The sequence below is a fragment of the Roseomonas aerilata DSM 19363 genome, from assembly GCF_000711725.1.
GTDB lineage: Bacteria > Pseudomonadota > Alphaproteobacteria > Acetobacterales > Acetobacteraceae > Roseomonas > Roseomonas aerilata.
Genome location: NZ_JONP01000022.1, coordinates 1 through 16,892 on the forward strand (window position 1 = coordinate 1; position 16,892 = coordinate 16,892).

Here is a 16,892-nt window from a genome sequence, read left to right on the forward strand (position 1 = left end):
CATTCACCGACGTCCCGATGGCGGCCGTCTGGTTGTTGAAGATGATGCCCGAGGCGCCGGCGCGCGAGAGCGTGCTCGTGTCCGCCGCGTCACGGTAGACGAAGACGGCCGTGATCTGCCCCATCGAGCTGAGATCGCCCGGGCTGACGGTGATCGGCGCGGCCTGGGCCGCGGTCGCGACACCTAAGGATAAGATCGCACCGAGAACGAGGTTCTTCATTTTGAGCCAACTCCTGTGAAGTTGCCCTTATCGAGCGATAAGCGTGCCAGTTCGACAGCGAGTTGTTTTTCCTGTCGAACTTCGTTCGTGATTAGGAACGGGAATAAAATCCGTCAAAAAAACTGACAGATGTTCGGAAAAGGTATCGAAGGCCAGAATTCCCAGGCCTGCCGCCGGCCCGCGCCTCGTCGCAGCTTCCGGCAGGCCGCGCAACCCCGGGGCGAGGGCCGGCCGGCCCTCAGTGCCGGCCGCGATGCGAAAATCCGCCCCGCCCGGCGCCAAAGGGGGTTCCCCGAAACCCGCCATGCGGCGGCACCGGCCGGCCATAGAAGCCGCGATAGCGGCCGTAGAACCGGTGATAGCCGTGGCCGAAGAAGGGATAGGGGTAACCCCAGGAATAGGCGCCGTAGAAGTAGGATGGATAGACCGGCGCGTAGCCGAAGGCCGGGGGCGCGTAGCCGAAGGCCGGGGGCGCGTAGGCGGGGGCCACGACGTTGCCGCGCGCGGCCATGCATTGCAGGTAGGCCTCTGCGGGCAAAGCCGATGCGGCGGGCGGGCTGGTCCCGGGCCCGGCCGGCGCGCCCGCCGCGTTCCCGGGCGGCGTCGCCGGGATGGCTGTCGCGGTGCCTGGCAGGGCGCCGTCAGGCTGGGCCTGGCAGGCCGCATCGTCCGCCTGGAGAGCCTCCGCCGTTTTTCCAGCGCCCGGATAGGCTACGAGCGGTGCCGCGGGCGGCTGCGGCGCCGGCGGCACGGCCACGCAGGCGGAGAGGGTGAGCGCCGCGACGGGGAGCAGGAAGCGAAGGGGGATCATGGAGCGCCGGCCGAGTCGGATGAGATAGGAACGCACGAGCCTCTCGCGATGTCTGCCGCCCCGCCGTAACGAAGCACAACAGGAGCGCCGTGACCGCTCAGGAGCGGCCGTTAACCTCTCCGACACCCTGCGCGTGCAGTCTGGCCGGGAGCACTTCGCACGGAAAATCCGGCATGGAAAAGCGGCTGATCAATCTCGCGCGCAGCAGCGACCGGCTGGCCCTGTTCAAGGCCCGCAACCCCCACCTGCCGGACATCCAGCGTGTACCGGCCATCGACGGCCGGGCGGCGGACCGCGAATGGCTCCGCGTGAACGGCATCATGTCGCCCGACCTCTCCTACTCCGACGGCGCGGTGGGCTGCGCGCTCTCCCACCTCAACCAGTGGCGCGACGCCGTCAGGCGCGATGTCCCCCTCACCATCATCGAGGACGACGCGGTGCTGTCGGCCAATTTCAGGGAGGAATCGGCGCGCCTGATCGCGACGCTTCCGCCGGACTGGGAATACGTCATGTGGGGCTACAACTTCGACGCCCCGCTCACCTACGACCTCGGCGAGGAGTTCTCGCCCTGCACCTCGCTCTTCGACCAGCCGGTGGTCAGGGGCAAGGTGGCGGGCTTCGGGCGGGTGGAGGTGGCCTCGCGCCTCTTCAAGCTGCTGCGGGGCTTCGGCACCGTCTGCTACTCGGTCTCGCCGCGCGGCGCGATGCGGCTGATCGAGTTCTGCCTGCCGCTGCGCCCGATGGAGACGCGGCACCCCGCCCTGCCGCACCCGATGCCGAACACGGGCATCGACAACATGCTCGCCCATCTCTGGCCGTCGATGCTGGCCTATGTCGCCGTGCCGCCCCTCGTCCTCAACGAGAACGACCACGACCTGAGCACCGTGCAGGGTTCCGCGCGCGGGCGGGTGGCCGCCGCGGACACCTTCCCGGGCGATGCCTTCCTCACCATCTTCGAGGAGGTCGGCGCGACCGACGAGACGGCCATCGGGCTGCGCACCTCGCACGACGCGGTGCTCGCGACCTCCGACCTGCGGCGCGCCGGCTGGGGCGGCTTCGACATCGCGGTGCGGCCGGCGATGCTCCTCAAGGCGCTGCAGGACCGCGCGGTGCCGGCGGGCTTCGACCTGCTGCATCTCGGCACGGGGCAAGGGCATGCCGAGATCCTGTCCTGCCTCCTTCCCTCCTTCCGGCCGAGGGTGGTCGTCCTGCCGGTCGAGCACTCCGTGGGGGCCGCCGAGCTCCAAGCCTCGCGCGGCGAGCGGACGGACGCCACGGACGGGATCCTGCGGCACCCGGTCTACCGGAAGATGGCGCGCGCCTTCGGCTACTCCCTGCACGCCTGCCCGGAAGCGCCGCGCCACGCGCTCATGCTGCGCGGCGACGTGACCTGCCGGTCCGGCGAGCCCTGGGCCGATCTCGCGGACGAACGGCACGACCGGGTCCTGCCCGGCGATGGCTGGCCTTCCCCGGCGGCGAGGGAAGAGGTGCGGCTCTGGCAATGAACCCGCCTGCCAAGTCCCTTCGCCACGACGTTTCGCCTGCGCCCAGGCGCAGGGAGGGAGCATCGCCCATGCGCATGCCGCGCCGCGCCACACTGACCGAGCTTGCCAACCGCCACGGTTCCGACAAGGGCGACCGCGTCCGGGACCGGCACGCCTACACCTATCTCTACGAGCTGCTCTTCGGCCCGCAGCGGGACGAGGGCATCGCGCTGCTCGAGATCGGCCTCGCGGTCGGCGGGCCCGAGACGGCGGAGGGGCGCGTGGAGCGCCAGGTGGCCAGCCCCTCCGTCTCGATGTGGCTCGACTACTTCCCGCGGGCGCAGGTCTATGGCTTCGACATCTCCGACTTCTCGCATATCCGGCACGACCGCTTCACCTTCCTGCGCGGCGACGCCGGCAGCGCGGCCGATCTCGCGCGGCTCGCCGCTGCGGCGCCGCCCTTCGACATCATCATCGACGATGGCTCGCACGCCTCCTACCACCAGCAGCACCTCCTGAAGCACCTCTGGTCCTGCCTGAAGCCAGGCGGCCTCTACATCGTCGAGGACCTGCACTGGCAGTCGCCGGTCTTCGAGGCCGCGCTGCCGAAGGTGCCGCTGACCGCCGAACTCTTCGCGGGCGCCTTCGGCGAGGGCGCCGCGGTGGACACGCCGCTCTTCTCGCGCAAGGAACTCGCGAACCTGCGGGAGGAGGTGGCGGCCTGCTCCATCTTCCGCGACTTCACGGGACGCACGGATCGCCCGAAGGTCCTCGTGCTGCGAAAGCGTGCCGCCGACGCCTCCAGCGAACAGGTGGAACCCGTGGCCGCCACTGTGCCGGTGGAGAGTGCCGGCCCGCCCCGCGTGCGCTCCTTCGACCTGTTCGACACGCTGATCGCCCGCCGCTGCATCCATCCCCGCGCCATCTTCGACAGGATGGAGGCGCGCCTCGGCCTGCCGGGCTTCACCGTGCAGCGGCTGTCGGCGGAGGCGAGCGTCTCCTTCGGCGACTACTCCCTCCAGGACATCTACGCGGCCATGGCCGCCCGCTGGCCCGAGGCCGCGTCACGGCTGGCCGGGGCGCAGGAGATGGAGATCGGGCTGGAACTGGAAAACCTCTTCCCGATCGCGGAGCACGTGGCGGAGGTCTCGCCCGGGGACATCGTGGTATCCGACATGTACCTGCCGGCGGAGGTCATCGAGGCGCTCGTGCACTCCGTCGCCGGGCTGAAGGAGGTTTCCGTCTTCGTCTCGCCGCACGGCAAGCGGCAGGGCACGGTCTGGCCGATGCTCCAGCAGCGCTTCAAGCTGGCGGAGCACCTGGGGGACAACCCCGAGACGGACATCCGCTCGCCCGCCAATTTCGGCATCTCCGCGCGCCGCACCACCGTCGCGGTGCCCACGCGGCTTGAGGCGGAGGTGGCGGGGCTCGGCCTGCCGCGGCTGGCCGAGGGGATGCGCGAGGCCCGGTTGCGCGGCTGGCGGTCGGACCCGGTGGAGCGGGACCTGCAACTCGTCCAGGCGCAGGTGAACGCGCCGGTGCTGCTCGCGGCCAGCGTGCTGGTGCTGCGCGCGGCGCGGCAGGCCGGCATCTCGCAGATCCTCGCCTCCGGCCGGGACTGCTACCTCTGGCTTCACTTCCTGCGTTTCCTGCAGGACGGGATCGCCCCCGGCATCCGCACGGAATACTTCCATACCGGGCGCATCCCGCGCAGCTTTCCCTCGGCGGGCTACGCCGCCTATGTCCGGCGCCTGGTCGCGGACCGGCCGAGCTTCGTGCTCGACATCTGCGGCACCGGCTGGTCGCTGCAGCGCCTCTGCGAGCAGCTGGGCCTCGGGACGGTTCAGCCGCTGCTCATCCAGAAGATGAAGGACGCCTCCCTCCGCGGCCGCTACGAGGGTTGGGCGCCGACCGCCGGCACCACGCCCGTCCTCGCCTTACTGAACCCGGACCATCCCTACGATAACGAACTGGTCGAGCTAGCCAATCCCGCCCCGCACCCGACGGTGCTCGACATGGCCTGGAAGGATGGGCGGGACGTGCCCGTCTTCGCGGATCTCGTGCCCGGCCCCGACGCCGCGCGCCTGCGCGAGGTGCTCGACGAGGCCTTCCTGTCAGCCTCCCCGCACCTGCTCGGGAAGCCGGTGGTGGAGGAACTGTCGGGGGCGCCTTCCACCCTCCTCGCGGAGGTGCTGGGCCGGCTCTACGGCAGCTATGGTGAGTTCGGCGGCGCCCTCCGCCGGCTCGTCCCGGAGCACCGGGCGGAGGACGCCGCCATCTGCGCGCGGCTGGAGCGGATGGGGAACAGCTGGGTGCCGAACGCCGCCTGAGCGCCCACTATTCCGCCGCGAGCGGCTGCGCCTCTGTGCCGGAGGCGTCGAGCGCCTGGGAGAGGTCGGCGAGGATGTCCTCCGGGTGCTCCAGCCCGATCGAGAGCCGGACATAGCCCGGCGAAACGCCGGTCGAGAGCTGGTCCTCAGCCGAGAGCTGGGAGTGCGTCGTGCTGGCGGGATGGATCGCGAGGCTGCGCGCGTCGCCGATATTCGCGACATGATAGATCATCCGCAGCGCGTCGATGAAGCGGCGGCCGGCCTCCAGCCCGCCCGCCAGCTCGAAGCCGACGAGGCCGCCATGGCCGCGGGTGAGATACTTGGCCGTGCGGGTGGCGGCCTCGCCCTTCAGGTGCTTCGGGTGGATGACGCGGCTCACCTCCGGTCGGGCAGCGAGGAAGTCGGCCACGATCTCCGCGTTGCGGCTGTGCTCACGCATGCGCAGCGCCAGCGTCTCGATACCTTGCAGCGTGAGGAAGGCGTTGAAGGGCGACATAGCGGCGCCGAGGTCGCGCAGCAGCGTCACGCGCGCCTTCAGGATATAGGCAATCGGCCCCATGGGTTTCGCCGCCTCCGCCCAGACCGCGCCGTGATAGGAGGGATCGGGGCGGTGCAGCGCGGGCTGGCGCGCGGCGTGCGCGGCCCAGTCGAAGTTGCCGCCATCGACGATGATGCCGCCGATGCTCGTGCCGTGGCCGCCGAGGAACTTCGTGGTGGAGAGCACCTCCACCGCCGCGCCGTGGTCGAAGGGCCGCACGAGCAGCGGCGCCGCCGTGTTGTCCATGATCAGCGGGATGCCGAGCGGGCGGCCGAGCGCCGCCACCTCCGCGATCGGGAAGACCTCCAGCCGGGGGTTCGGCAGGGTCTCGGCATACCAGGCGCGGGTGCGGTCGTCGGAGGCGCGGAGGAAGGCCTCGGGATCGGCCGGATCGACGAAGCGGACCTCGATGCCCTGGTCGCGCAGCGTGTTGGCGAACAGGTTCCAGGTGCCGCCATAGAGACCGGTGGCGGAGACGATGTTGTCCCCGGCGAGCGCCAGGTTTTGCACCGCCATCGCCGAGGCCGCCTGCCCGGAGGCGACGGCCAGCGCGCCGACGCCGCCCTCCAGCGCCGCGACGCGCTTTTCCAGCACGTCGGTCGTCGGGTTCATGATGCGCGTGTAGATGTTGCCCAGCTCCTGCAGGCCGAACAGGCGGGAGGCGTGGGCGGCGTCGTCGAACTGGTAGGAGGTGGTCTGGTAGATCGGCACGGCCACCGACTTCGTGGCGGGATCGTTCCGCCAGCCGGCGTGGAGCGCGAGCGTCTCGGGATGCTTTGACATCGGTTCCTCCTCGGTAAGGGGCCGCTTCTACATCCTTCCCGCGAACGACGGGGCGGGATTCACCGCCCCGCGGCCCCTCAGGGCGCCGGCCTGTACACCTCGGGCTTCGTGTTGGCGATGCGCACCAGCGCCTCCGCGGCCTTGCGGTCCTCCTGCAGAAAATTGGCGAACTCCTCCGGCGTGCTGGTGAAGGGCTCCACCGCCTGGCGCTCCAGGAAGGTGGCGAAGCGCGGGTCGCCGAGCACGGCGACGAAGGCGGCGTTCAGCCCTTGCACCGCCGCGGCCGGGGTCGTGCGCGGGACGGCGATGCCCCACCAGCCGCGACCCTGATACCCGCCGAGCCCTGCTTCCGCGAAGGTCGGCACCGTCGGCAGCAGGGGGGAGCGCCGGGTGGTGGTGACCGCCAGCGGCCGCACCAGCCCGGCCTCGATCTGCCCCATGAAGTTGCCGAGCCCCATGTTGCTGAGCTGGATCTCGCCCGCCGCGACCGCCAGCGCGATCGGCCCGCCACCGCGATAGGGCACGCCGACCATGCGCGTGCCCCACTGGCTGTTCAGCCAGCGCAGCAGCAGGTCGGGGAAGGAACCCTCGCCCAGTGTGCCGAAGGTGAGGCCTTGCGCTGACTCCCGCGCGAAGCTCCGCAACTCGGCGACGGAGCGCACGGGCATCGCGGCGTTCACCGCCATCACCTCCGTCAGGAAGAAGAGCGAGGTGACCGGCGCGAAATCCGCCACGGGATCGTAGGGCAGGCGCTCGAACAGCAGCGGGTTGAAGGACATGGTGCTGTGGTAGACGGCGCAGGCCGTGTAGCCATCTGCCGTCGCCCGTGCGCAGGCCTGGGCACCGACGATGCCGCTGGCGCCGGTGCGGTTCTCGATCACCACCGGCTGGCCGAGGCGGGCGGAGAGCTCGGGCGCGGCGGCGCGCAGGATCACGTCGGTGACGCTGCCGGCCGCGATCGGCACCAGCAGGCGGATCGGGCGGTCCGGCCAGGCCTGCGCCCCCGCCGGCCCTGCGGCGGACAGCGCGAGGAGGGCGGCCAGCGCGAGGCGCCGAAGACAGCTTATGAGGCTCATTTTCCTTTTCCTCCCTGTCTGATCCGCCGCGCCAGCCGGCGGCAGGCGGCCGTTCAGCGCCAGACCACCTCGCCGATCGCTCCCGCGTCGTAGGCCGTGAAGAAGATCCGCCCATCCGGCATCGTGGCGATGCAGCGCGCGCCGCTGCCCGCGGTCGGGATCGGGAAGGCGCCCATCATCGCGCCCTCGGGCGACATGCGCAGGATCATGTTCGCGGCGTTGGCCGTGATCCAGAGCGTGCCGTCCTCGCCGACGCAGACGCCGCGCAGCGAGGCCTCGGGCACAGAGACGGGGTGCTCCGTGATGCGCCCCTCGCGGTCCAGCCGGCCGAGCGCGTTGCCGCTCGTCTCCACGAACCAGATGCTGCCATCCGGGTGCGGCGCCATGGCGCGGGGCTGGCTGTCGTGGGTGGGGATCGGGATCTCGCTGATCGCGCCGTCCATCCCGATGCGCCCGACCTTGTTGCCGGCCGCCTGGCTGAACCACAGCGCGCCGTCGCGCGGCACGATGGAGAGGGGGCGGCAGTCGGGCGAGAGGCCCTCGCTGAACTCGGTCACCTCGCCCGCCGGCGTGATGCGCCCGATCCGGCCGATGGAGGTCTCGGAGAACCAGATGTTCCCGTCCGGCCCGGCCATGATGCCGTCGGGCCCCGCGCCCGCGCTCGGCAGCGGGTACTCGGTGATCTCGCCGCCGGGCGTGATGGCGCCGACCTGGTTCGCTGCCTTCTCGCAGAACCAGAGCCGCCCGTCCGCGCCGGCGATGATGCCGATGGGCGTGGCGTTCGGCGTCGGCAGGACGAATTCGGTGAAGCGGCCCGCCGCGTCCATCCGGCCGATGCGCGAGGTGCCGCTCTCGCAGAACCAGAGGGCGCCGTCCGGGCCGGGCGCGCAGATATAGGGACCGCTGCCGGGAGTGGGGATGCAGTGCTCGCGGATCGAAACCTGGTGGCCGCTGCTCATGGGCAAGCGGTCCCGAAATGGGTGATCATGAGGCTCTGCCTTTGCTGGAGGGGCAGCAACGGGCAGGCAGGTGCGCGTGCGGAAATCCACATGGACGCTTCCCATTCCTCCGACGCCCAGCTCGGTGGCGGGGCGGCCGGGCTTTCCGCCCGTTATGCGGGACAGGTGTATCGAATGGTAGATCGCGGCCGCAAGCGCATTCGCCACCTCCCTCAGCGGCAGCCGTAGAGGTTCAGGCAGGCGAGATAACGGGTGAAGCACTGCTGGGTGCATCCTGCGCGGTCGGTCGGCGTGAAGGCCGGGGCGCCCGGGTTCGTGCTCCACATCGGCGGGCATGCCATCCGGCAGGCGCTCTGCTGCGCCTCGCAGCCGTTGCGCAGCGTCGCGGCGCAGTTGGCGGGCGAGGACGGGTCGGCGGCACGCGGGGGCTGCGCGCCCGCCTGAGGGGACGGGCGCGACGGCTGCGCGCCGGTTTGAGGAGAGGGGCGCGGGGTTGGCGCGGGCTGGGACTGGGGCCGCATCCACTCCTTCAGGAAGGCGCTTCCATCCGCCGGGGGAAGCGCCGCACCCCGCGCGGCCTCCATCGGCGCCAGGGCTGCTGCGGCCAGGATCGCCGCCATCATGATCTGCCGCATCGCCGCGCCTCCTATTCCCTTCCCGATGCCTCGCCGCCCAGGACGCGGCCCTTCCCGGCCGCGGCCACAACCTCCGCCATAAGCCGCTCCTCCTGCCCCGCGTAGCGCGGCGAGAAGTGGAAGGGCTCGATCCGCCGTGCCCCCGCCGCGGCCGCGATCTCGCCGGCGGCGCGGGTGGTGAGGTGCCGGCGGTCGAGCGCGATCTCCGCGTCCTCGGCGGCGAAAGGGGCCTCGATGAACAGCGTGTCGGCGCCGCGCACGAGGCGGGTCGCCGCCGCCCGGTTCGCCGGCACGTCCGCGAAATCCGTCAGGTAGGCCAGGCGCTGCCCGGGGCTGGCGACGACGAGGTCGCGCAACTCGCCGAGAGGCCGCGCCGGGGCCAGCGCCGCTTCGGCGGGGCGGGCGAAGACGCGGATCGGGTGGTCGTCCGGCAGCCCCGCCGCCACGGCCGCCTTCAGCCCTGCGAGCCAGGGCCCGGTGGGCAGCCCGCGCTCCTGGAGCCGGGTGCGCCAGACGTTGAGATGCGCTCCCTCCTCCAGCGCGAAGCCAAGGCAGGAGGTGCCGTGGTCGAGCACGGCCGCGCGCAGGCGGAGCGGCCCGAGTTCCAGCACCGTGCCGTCCGGCGCGGTTGGCTGCGGCGGCAGGTCCTCGCGCGCGAAGCGGTGGTGCAGCCGGAAGCGCGCGCGGGGCAGGGCAGGGCCGTGCACCACCTCCGTCACCTCGATCACGAGGTCGGCGGGGATGCGGTGCGCGAGGTTCCAGGTATAGGCCTGCAACCGGTGGTGCATGCGGGCCGCGAAATCCTCCGGCCCCACGACGAGGAGCCGTTTCTCCCGCCCGATCAGCGGCCTGAGCAGCCGATCGAAGCCCGCCCAGTGGTCCATATGCGCGTGCGAGACCGCCAGCAGCCCCACCCGCAGCAGGTGGCGTATCGAGAGGGATGAGAGATCGCCGCAGTCCAGCAGCACCGTCTCCGACAGGTGCAGGGCCTCGACGAAGACGCCGGGATCGCCGGTCCGTCCGTTCAGCAGGCGCGGATGAAGGGTCGGTCGCATGGAACCGAGGTGGCACGCCCGGGCGAAGGGGTCGAGCCGTCCGCCCGCATGGCCTCGCGGCAGGGGAGCCCTGCACGAGCAGGGCTGGTGCGCGGAAGGGGATCGGCGCCAAGCTTCCCGGGGAAACGGGACGCGCCGGGAATGAAAGGGCCGAAGGCCATGCGGAATCAGAGCGTCTGGGCAGTCGTGGCTGCCGCCGCCGTCGCGGGCTCCATGGCAATGGGCATCCGCCAGACCTACGGCCTCTTCCTCCTGCCGCTGGGGGCGGAGGGCGGCATCTCCGCCGTGGCGCTCGGCTTCTCCGTCGCCCTGCACAACCTCACCTGGGGCCTCGCCCAGCCCGTGACGGGCTCGCTCGGCGACCGCTACGGCGCCGGGCGCGTGGCGGCGGTGGGCGGGCTGCTCTACGCCGCCGGGCTCGCTTTGGTGGCGATCTATCCTTCCGCGCTCACGGCGCTTCTCGGCATCGGCGTCATGACAGGCATCGGCGTGGGCTGTGCCGGCACCGGCAGCGTCATCGCCGCTGTCGGCCGCGCCGCCACGCCGGAGCAGCGGGCCAACATGATGGGCATCGCCGCCGCTGGCGGCTCGGTCGGGCAGGCGCTGCTGGTGCCCTACGCGCAAACAGGCATCGGCTGGCTCGGCGCGGCCCCGGCGCTCGGCGCCATGGCCATCGCGGCCCTGTTCATCCTGCCGGCGGCGCGCGTGATGGAGTGGTCGCCGCGCAACCCCTCGGCGCCGCACCGCGCGCTTTCGGAGCTGCCGGCTTTGGCACGGCGCGCCCTTGGGGAGCGCGACTACGCGCTGCTCACGGTCGGCTTCTTCGCCTGCGGCTTCCAGCTCGCCTTCCTCACGGCCCACCTGCCGGCGCATCTCGCGCTCTGCGGCATGCCGGCCTGGGTCGGGGCCACCTCGCTGATGCTGGTGGGGCTGTTCAACATCCCCGGCTCCTGGCTCTGCGGGAAACTCGGCAGCGTCATCCGGCCGGAGGTGGCGCTGGGCGCCATCTATCTCGCCCGCAGCGTCGCCATCGCGCTCTTCGCCGCCCTGCCGGTGACGGAGTGGGGCACGCTGCTCTTCGCGGCGGTGCTCGGCTCGATCTGGCTCGGCTCCGTGCCGCTGACGGCGGCTGCCATCGCGCGGCGCTTCGGCACGGCGGATCTCGGCGCGCTCTACGGCGTGTGCTTCTTCAGCCATCAGATCGGCGGCTTCCTCGGCGTGGGCGCGGCGGCGGTGCTGGTGGCGCAGACCGGCAGCTACGCTGCCTTCTGGCCGGTCATGGTGCTCGTCGGGCTCGGCGCCGTGCTGGCGAACTGGGCCACCCGCGGGCCGATCCGCGCGGCGGCGCTGCCGGCCTGACGCCGCCTCGGGGATGCCGGCGGCGCCGGCACCCCCTTCCGGTCAGGTCCTGACGAGCGGGCAGCCGCCCTCCGACATCGGGCGGAAGGCCTCCTCCGCGGGCGTGGTGCCGACGAGCTTGTAGTAGTCCCCTGGTGCGGTCTGCTCGGACGGGCTCTTCACCTCGAACAGGTAGGAGGGGTGGATCTTGCGCCCGTCCATCCGGATCTGGCCGGGCCCGAAGGCGTCGTCGTCGGTCGGCATGGCCTTCATCCGCTCCACCGTCACGCGGCCGGAGAGCTTCGCCTCCGCCACCCCCATGGAGGCGACGGCCTTGAGGTAGTGCAGCGCGCCCGCGTAGCAGCCGGCCTGGATCATGCCCATGGGGATGCCGCCCGGCAGCTTCGGCCGCACGCGGGCGGTGAAGGCGCGGGTGCGGTCGTTGAGGTTCCAGTAGAAGGACTCCGTCAGCAGCAGCCCCTGCGCCGTCTCGAGCCCCAGCGCGTGCACGTCGGCGATGGCCATGAGCAGCGTCGCGAGCTTCGCCTGGCGCGTGAGGCCGAATTCCCGCGCCTGCTTCACGCAGTTCACCGTGTCCGTGCCCGCATTCGCCAAGCCGAGCACCTTCGCCCGGCTGGCGCGGGCCTGCACGAGGAAGGAGGAGAAGTCGGTCGTCTGCGGGAAGGGGTAGCGCACGCCGCCGAGCACCTTCCCGCCCGCGCCCTCGACGAAGGCGGAGGTGTCGCGCTGCAGCGCGTGGCCGAAGGCGTAGTCGGCGGTGATGAAGAACCAGGTATCCCCGCCCGCGCGGGTGAGGGCGGCGCCGGTGGACTTGGCGAGCATCCAGGTGTCGTAGGTCCAGTGCACCGTGTTGGGCGAGCACTGCGCGCCCGTCAGCTCCACGACGGCGCCGCCGGAATTGACGAAGACCTTGTCCTTCTCCCGTGCCGCCGCGGCGACAGCCAGCGCGACCGAGGAGGTCGGCACGTCGAGGATCATGTCCACGCCCTCGGTGTCGTACCATTGCCGCGCGATGCCGCTGCCGACATCCGGCCGGTTCTGGTGGTCGGCCTGCAGCACCTCGACGGCGATGCCGGGATTGGCGGCCATGAACTCCTCGGCGGCCTGGCGCGCGCAGGCGACGGAGCCGGGGCCGGTCGGGTCGCGATAGGGGCCGGACATGTCCGTCAGCACGCCGATGCGGATGGGCCGCGCGCCTCGGGGCTGGGCCGCCGCCTGCCGTGACGCCGGGATGGCGGAAAGGCCCGCCGCCCCCATTCCTGCCGCGCCGAGAAGGCTGCGCCTCGCGATGCCTGTCATGGTTCCGTTCCTCCCTTTGCGGTGCCGCCTCGTGCCGGGCGGCTGCCGCTGTTGCGCCCTATGCCGTCATCGCCGGCGGCAATTCGCCCGCCCGCAGCATCTCGCGGATGCGCGCCTTCTGGAGCTTGCCCGTCGCGGTGTGGGGAAGTTCCTCGACCACCACCATGGCGTCGGGGATGCACCATCTCGGGATCTTACCCTCGTAGAAGGCGGCCATCTCCTGGCAGGTGACGAACATGCCGTCATGCAGCACGAGCACCAACAGCGGGCGCTCGCCCCAGCGCTCGTCGGGGCGGGCGACGACGGCGGCCTCGCGCACCGCCGGATGGGCGAGGGCGATGTTCTCCAGCTCGATGCTGCCGATCCACTCGCCGCCGGATTTCACGACATCCTTCGTGCGGTCCACCACCTGCACGTAGCCGTCGGCGTCGATCGTCACGACGTCGCCCGTCTCGAACCAGCCGGGATGGGCGAAGGCGGGCGCATCCGGCTGGCGGTAGTAGCCGGCCGCGACCCAGGGGCCGCGCACGAGAAGGCTGCCACGGGCGGTGCCGTCATGCGGGACGTCACGGCCCTGTCCGTCCACCATCCGCAGCTCGACGCCGAAGAGCGGCCGCCCCTGCTTCGCCGACAACTCGGCCTGGCGTTCCTCCGGCAGGTTCCCATGCTTTGCCTTGGGCGTGCTCGCGACGCCGAGCGGGCTCGTCTCGGTCATGCCCCAGGCATGCACCACGCCGACGCCCAGTGCACGGAAGCGCTCGATCATGACGGGTGGGCAGGCGGAGCCGCCGATGACCACGCGCTGCAATCCGTGGAAGGACCGCCCGTTGTCCCGCATCCAGTCGAGCAGCGCCATCCAGACCGTCGGAACGCCGGCGGTGAAGGTGACGCCCTCCTCCTCGATCAGCGCGTGCAGGCTGGCGCCGTCGAGCTTCGGGCCGGGCAGGACGAGCTTCGCGCCCACCATCGGCGCGGCATAGGGCAGGCCCCAGGCATTGACGTGGAACATGGGCACCACCGGCATCGCCACGCTGCGCGCCGAGAGCGCGAAGACATCCGGCACGCAGACGGCCATGGCGTGCAGCACGGAGGATCGATGGCTGTAGAGCACGCCCTTCGGCTCGCCCGTGGTGCCGGAGGTGTAGCAGAGCGAGCAGGCCTCCCGCTCGTCCAGCTCGGGCCACGCGAAGCCCTCCGGCGCAGCCTCGATCAGTTCCTCGTAGCAGAGAAGGCTGGGAAGCGATGACGAGGCCGGCATGCCCACCCGGTCCGTCATCACGACCACGGTGGGAAGCCGCTCGAGGCGGTCCGCGATCCCCTCCAGCAGGCCGACGAAGCCGGGATCGACGAAGAGCGCGGCATCGCCGGCATGCCCGATGATGTAGGCGACCTGCTCGGGGAAGAGCCGCGGGTTGATCGTGTGGCAGACCATGCCGGCGCCGCCGACGGCGTAGTAGAGCTCGAGATGCCGGTGCCCGTTCCAGGCGAGGGTTCCCACCCGGTCGCCCGGCACGAGGCCGAGGGCGCCGAGCGCCGCCGCAAGCCGCGCGCATCGTCTCCAGGTCTCGGCGTAGTTGGTGCGGTGCAGCGCGCCGTCCGGCAGGCGCGAGACGATTTCCGTGTCGCCATGATACTCGGCCGCGTGCCGGAGTACCGAGGTGGTCAGGAGCGGCACGTCCATCATCATGGCGCGCATGCGTGTTCCTTCCCGGTGCGGGGTTTCTTTCACCCCGTCGTTTCCCTGTACCCGGCAAGTTCCCGCCGGTCCGCTTCCCCTGGGCCGAAATCTCAGCAGCGCCGGATCGAAAGAGCAAGCTCTTTGCGCCCCGCCCCTCGCGGCCCCTGCCCGCGTGCGCTGATCACGTGAGAAGTGCTATGAAAGGGGCTGTGTCGAGGACGTTGCCGTCCCGAGAGGAAGAAGATGACGCTGCGCGGAAAGGCGGGCCTGTTCGTCGTGCTCGCCGGCATCCTGCAGGCCGGGCCGATGGCGGCTGCGCCGCGGGAGCAGAGCGGGGGCACCGTCATCGAGATCGCCCCCCGCGCCGCGCCGAGGGAACCCGCCGACCGCTCCGGCAAGGCACGCCAGACGCAGGCGAAGGTGCTGAACGACCCGGCGCTGGCGAACCTGCCGGCGGTCGGCGTGAGCGGCGTGCTGCCGCAGGGTACGACCGCACGCGTGCAGAACCTCGAGAACGGGCGCTCGACCTTCATCCAGGTCCAGCCTGGAGGCGCCGCCAGCGCCGGGCGGCTGCTCGATATCACCCCGCCCGTCGCGCGCGCCCTGGGTGTCACGGGAGGCAGCGCGCAGGTCCTCGTCGCGCCACTGGCCGTTCCCCAGCCGGACGGCACGATCCGCATCGGGGAGGGAAGCCGCCTCGCGGGAGCGGTGGCGGCACCCGCACTCAGTCAGCGGCCGGAGAATTAGGCGAGGCCGAAAGGCCTTCCCAAGTGTCGGCGCTGGGGATCTCGGGGCGATGGTGCGCGGCGCCGGAACCGGCATGCGAAACCGGCCGCGCCGCCACGGCGCGCATGAAAAAGGCGCGGCCCGCACCGGCGGGGCCGCGCCTCGTACTGGCCTGAGGCTCAGGCGCGCTGCATCGCCGTCTGCAGGAAGGCGATGTGCTCGCGGATGCGGTCGGAGGCGAGGATGGCGATCGCCTTGTCGCTCGCGGTCGAGCCGCTGCTCTCCATGATCGCGTTGTAGACCGAGAGCGCCTCCTGGTGGCCCTGTAGCTGCGCCGTCACGAAGAGGCGGTCGAACTCGGGTCCGTTCGCGGCCTGGAGCTGGCGCAGCATCGCCGCCTTCTCGGCCGGCGGCGGGGGCGGGGGCACAGCCTGACCGACGGCCGCCATCGCCTGCACGATGCCTTGCTGCTCGCTGTTCTCGAAGGTCGCGAAGCGGCGCAGGTCGGGCCGCTGCGCCTTGGTGGTGCCGAGCTGCGCCGTCTGCATGAGGAAGGCGCCGCCCTGCACGGCCGTGGTGCGCAGGGAGACGGGGTCCGTGCTGGACGCCATCTGCCGCGCCGTCATCCCCGGCTCCGCCGAGGCGGCGCAACCCGCGAGCGCGGCCCCGGCGAGGGCCACGCCGAGCGTGCGGCGATTCATTAAGTTCAGTGAATTCATGTTCTTTGCTCCGGTTCGAAGGCTTGGTTGAAGGGTCGGGCAGGCGAGGCCCGCCGGATCAGACGCCCGCCTTCTGGCCCTGCGCCGCGCGCGTCGCGAAGGTGCGCACCGTCGGCTCAAGGTTGTCCGCCACCCACTGCGCCATCCGCTCCTCCTCACGCAGCGACTGCGTGAGCGCGGTCGGAGAGCGCGTGTCGCCGACCATGTCGGCGAAGACAAGGAGCGACTTGTAGGAGGCGATCTCGAAGTGCTCGAAGGCGTAGTTCGCCATGTGGTTCTTCAGCACCTCGTCCTGCATCGGCGCGTGGGCGAGGGCGGCCATGTTGCCCATCAGCCCCGTCACGAAATCCTTGATCGAGGAATTCGATTCGCCCATGGAGCTGAGGATCTCGTCCAGCCGCTCGCGCTGCGCCTCGCTCTCCTTGATGTGCTGGCGAAGGCCTGCCTCCATCTCCGGGTAGTTCTCCAGCCGCTCGACCTGGCGGCTCAGCAGCTCAATGGCCTGCGTCTCGAGCGCGCGGGCATTGACGAGGCCGGTCACGTAGAGGCTCTGGGTGCTTTCCTGCATCGGTGAAGTCCTTGGTTGTTGTTGGTCGTGTCTGTTCGGAACAGCGCGCCGTTCAGGCGGCCTGTTCCATCTCGAGGGCCGCAGGAAGGATCGCAGAGCGCGTCACCTCCGTGAGGAGCCCGTCCTGCGCCTTCTCCTCGTCGAGCGTCTTCGCGAGCAGGTCAGCGATTTCCTTCTCGCCCATCGCCTTGGACAGCTCGACCATCGTCCCGTAGGCGGCGATCTCGTAGTGCTCGATGCGCTGCTGGGCGGCGACGATCACGAGGTCCAGCACCGGCCCCTTCTCGTACTCTTCCAGCTCATGCTGCGCTTCCTCGGCCAGGCCGCGCATCGCCTCGCAGACCTTGCGGCCCGGGCGGGCACCGAGCTTGTCCAGCGCCTGCTCGACACGGTCCCGCTGCTCCTCGGATTGCGCGACATGCGCCTCCAGCCCCTGTTTGAGCTGGGGCTCCGACACCTTGCGCATGGCCCGGCGAAGGGCCTGGATGGCCTGCTTCTCGGCGCTGAAGGCATCCTTCAGCTGGTCCACCATCATCTCGCGCAACTCGGGCATAACCGTGCTCTCCGGAAAGACAGTCCTCGGCGTTCCCGCCGTCGAAACATGCCAACGCCGGTCAGCCCGCCACGGTTGGTCGGGTGCTCGTTCTATCCG

The 16,892-nt window shown here is 71.1% G+C and carries 16 protein-coding genes; 4 read left to right on the forward strand and 12 right to left on the reverse strand.

Translation table 11 applies throughout. The features are described 5' to 3' along the window. Together BO39_RS20605 and BO39_RS20610 are read right to left on the reverse strand one after the other, a co-directional pair. A partial coding sequence (locus BO39_RS20605; protein WP_043837001.1) for a hypothetical protein occupies positions 1-220 on the reverse strand: 220 nt, incomplete at its 3' end. A gap of 238 nt (positions 221-458) precedes the next feature. After that, entirely contained in the window at positions 459-1,031 is a 573-nt protein-coding gene (locus BO39_RS20610) for a coiled-coil domain-containing protein (RefSeq protein ID WP_156963799.1), read from the reverse strand. A 173-nt stretch (positions 1,032-1,204) separates the two neighbouring features. On the opposite strand from BO39_RS20610, the gene BO39_RS20615 reads away from it, so the two are divergent. Together BO39_RS20615 and BO39_RS30245 are read left to right on the forward strand one after the other, a co-directional pair. Next, positions 1,205-2,536 (forward strand): glycosyltransferase family 25 protein, encoded by a 1,332-nt coding sequence (locus BO39_RS20615; protein ID WP_043837006.1) that lies wholly within the window; start codon positions 1,205-1,207, stop codon positions 2,534-2,536. Positions 2,537-2,604: 68 nt separating this feature from the next. Beyond that, positions 2,605-4,845 (forward strand): hypothetical protein, encoded by a 2,241-nt coding sequence (locus BO39_RS30245; RefSeq protein WP_052402368.1) that lies wholly within the window; start codon positions 2,605-2,607, stop codon positions 4,843-4,845. 7 nt (positions 4,846-4,852) lie between these two features. On the opposite strand, the gene BO39_RS20625 is transcribed toward BO39_RS30245, so the two are convergent. The 5 genes from BO39_RS20625 to BO39_RS20645 all read right to left on the reverse strand — a co-directional run bounded on the left by BO39_RS20625 (position 4,853) and on the right by BO39_RS20645 (position 9,891). Continuing rightward, on the reverse strand, positions 4,853-6,166 hold the full coding sequence (locus tag BO39_RS20625; protein ID WP_043837007.1) for an O-acetylhomoserine aminocarboxypropyltransferase/cysteine synthase family protein: 1,314 nt from the start codon (positions 6,164-6,166) through the stop codon (positions 4,853-4,855). Between the two features lie 77 nt (positions 6,167-6,243). Beyond that, complete coding sequence (locus BO39_RS20630) at positions 6,244-7,242, reverse strand: Bug family tripartite tricarboxylate transporter substrate binding protein (RefSeq protein WP_043837009.1); 999 nt, start codon at positions 7,240-7,242, stop codon at positions 6,244-6,246. A 53-nt stretch (positions 7,243-7,295) separates the two neighbouring features. Continuing rightward, positions 7,296-8,201 carry a Vgb family protein gene (locus tag BO39_RS20635; RefSeq protein ID WP_043837011.1) on the reverse strand — a complete coding sequence of 302 codons (906 nt, stop codon included), beginning with the start codon at positions 8,199-8,201 and terminating at the stop codon, positions 7,296-7,298. A gap of 212 nt (positions 8,202-8,413) precedes the next feature. Then, positions 8,414-8,836 (reverse strand): hypothetical protein, encoded by a 423-nt coding sequence (locus BO39_RS20640; RefSeq protein WP_043837013.1) that lies wholly within the window; start codon positions 8,834-8,836, stop codon positions 8,414-8,416. A gap of 11 nt (positions 8,837-8,847) precedes the next feature. Next, a complete protein-coding gene (locus BO39_RS20645) occupies positions 8,848-9,891 on the reverse strand; it encodes an MBL fold metallo-hydrolase (protein ID WP_043837015.1) in 1,044 nt (347 codons plus the stop codon). A gap of 159 nt (positions 9,892-10,050) precedes the next feature. Here BO39_RS20645 and BO39_RS20650 point away from each other — a divergent pair, with 159 nt between their 5' ends. Then, positions 10,051-11,250: an MFS transporter gene (locus tag BO39_RS20650; protein WP_169742796.1), complete on the forward strand. Its 1,200-nt coding sequence runs from the start codon at positions 10,051-10,053 to the stop codon at positions 11,248-11,250. Positions 11,251-11,292: 42 nt separating this feature from the next. On the opposite strand, the gene BO39_RS20655 is transcribed toward BO39_RS20650, so the two are convergent. Together BO39_RS20655 and BO39_RS20660 are read right to left on the reverse strand one after the other, a co-directional pair. Next, positions 11,293-12,549, reverse strand: coding sequence for an ABC transporter substrate-binding protein (locus BO39_RS20655; RefSeq protein WP_043837020.1), 1,257 nt, complete (start codon positions 12,547-12,549; stop codon positions 11,293-11,295). A gap of 58 nt (positions 12,550-12,607) precedes the next feature. Then, a complete protein-coding gene (locus BO39_RS20660; RefSeq protein WP_043837023.1) occupies positions 12,608-14,245 on the reverse strand; it encodes a long-chain-fatty-acid--CoA ligase in 1,638 nt (545 codons plus the stop codon). 225 nt (positions 14,246-14,470) lie between these two features. Here BO39_RS20660 and BO39_RS30250 point away from each other — a divergent pair, with 225 nt between their 5' ends. Then, positions 14,471-14,974, forward strand: coding sequence for an RlpA-like double-psi beta-barrel domain-containing protein (locus BO39_RS30250; RefSeq protein WP_052402369.1), 504 nt, complete (start codon positions 14,471-14,473; stop codon positions 14,972-14,974). Positions 14,975-15,132: 158 nt separating this feature from the next. Here BO39_RS30250 and BO39_RS20670 read toward each other — a convergent pair whose 3' ends face one another. From BO39_RS20670 to BO39_RS20680, 3 genes are all read right to left on the reverse strand, one after another. Then, positions 15,133-15,654 (reverse strand): DUF4142 domain-containing protein, encoded by a 522-nt coding sequence (locus BO39_RS20670; protein ID WP_043837025.1) that lies wholly within the window; start codon positions 15,652-15,654, stop codon positions 15,133-15,135. 76 nt (positions 15,655-15,730) lie between these two features. After that, a complete protein-coding gene (locus BO39_RS20675) occupies positions 15,731-16,240 on the reverse strand; it encodes a ferritin-like domain-containing protein (protein WP_043837027.1) in 510 nt (169 codons plus the stop codon). A 52-nt stretch (positions 16,241-16,292) separates the two neighbouring features. Continuing rightward, positions 16,293-16,793, reverse strand: coding sequence for a YciE/YciF ferroxidase family protein (locus BO39_RS20680; RefSeq protein ID WP_043837029.1), 501 nt, complete (start codon positions 16,791-16,793; stop codon positions 16,293-16,295). Positions 16,794-16,892 lie beyond the last annotated feature (99 nt).

Coding starts and splice junctions, on each gene's coding strand:
- BO39_RS20610 (WP_156963799.1), bottom strand. CDS start 1,031: ATGATCCCCCTTCGCTTCCTGCTCCCCGTCGCGGCGCTCACCCTCTCC.
- BO39_RS20615 (WP_043837006.1), top strand. CDS start 1,205: ATGGAAAAGCGGCTGATCAATCTCGCGCGCAGCAGCGACCGGCTGGCC.
- BO39_RS30245 (WP_052402368.1), top strand. CDS start 2,605: ATGCGCATGCCGCGCCGCGCCACACTGACCGAGCTTGCCAACCGCCAC.
- BO39_RS20625 (WP_043837007.1), bottom strand. CDS start 6,166: ATGTCAAAGCATCCCGAGACGCTCGCGCTCCACGCCGGCTGGCGGAAC.
- BO39_RS20630 (WP_043837009.1), bottom strand. CDS start 7,242: ATGAGCCTCATAAGCTGTCTTCGGCGCCTCGCGCTGGCCGCCCTCCTC.
- BO39_RS20635 (WP_043837011.1), bottom strand. CDS start 8,201: ATGAGCAGCGGCCACCAGGTTTCGATCCGCGAGCACTGCATCCCCACT.
- BO39_RS20640 (WP_043837013.1), bottom strand. CDS start 8,836: ATGCGGCAGATCATGATGGCGGCGATCCTGGCCGCAGCAGCCCTGGCG.
- BO39_RS20645 (WP_043837015.1), bottom strand. CDS start 9,891: ATGCGACCGACCCTTCATCCGCGCCTGCTGAACGGACGGACCGGCGAT.
- BO39_RS20650 (WP_169742796.1), top strand. CDS start 10,051: ATGCGGAATCAGAGCGTCTGGGCAGTCGTGGCTGCCGCCGCCGTCGCG.
- BO39_RS20655 (WP_043837020.1), bottom strand. CDS start 12,549: ATGACAGGCATCGCGAGGCGCAGCCTTCTCGGCGCGGCAGGAATGGGG.
- BO39_RS20660 (WP_043837023.1), bottom strand. CDS start 14,245: ATGCGCGCCATGATGATGGACGTGCCGCTCCTGACCACCTCGGTACTC.
- BO39_RS30250 (WP_052402369.1), top strand. CDS start 14,471: ATGACGCTGCGCGGAAAGGCGGGCCTGTTCGTCGTGCTCGCCGGCATC.
- BO39_RS20670 (WP_043837025.1), bottom strand. CDS start 15,654: ATGAATCGCCGCACGCTCGGCGTGGCCCTCGCCGGGGCCGCGCTCGCG.
- BO39_RS20675 (WP_043837027.1), bottom strand. CDS start 16,240: ATGCAGGAAAGCACCCAGAGCCTCTACGTGACCGGCCTCGTCAATGCC.
- BO39_RS20680 (WP_043837029.1), bottom strand. CDS start 16,793: ATGCCCGAGTTGCGCGAGATGATGGTGGACCAGCTGAAGGATGCCTTC.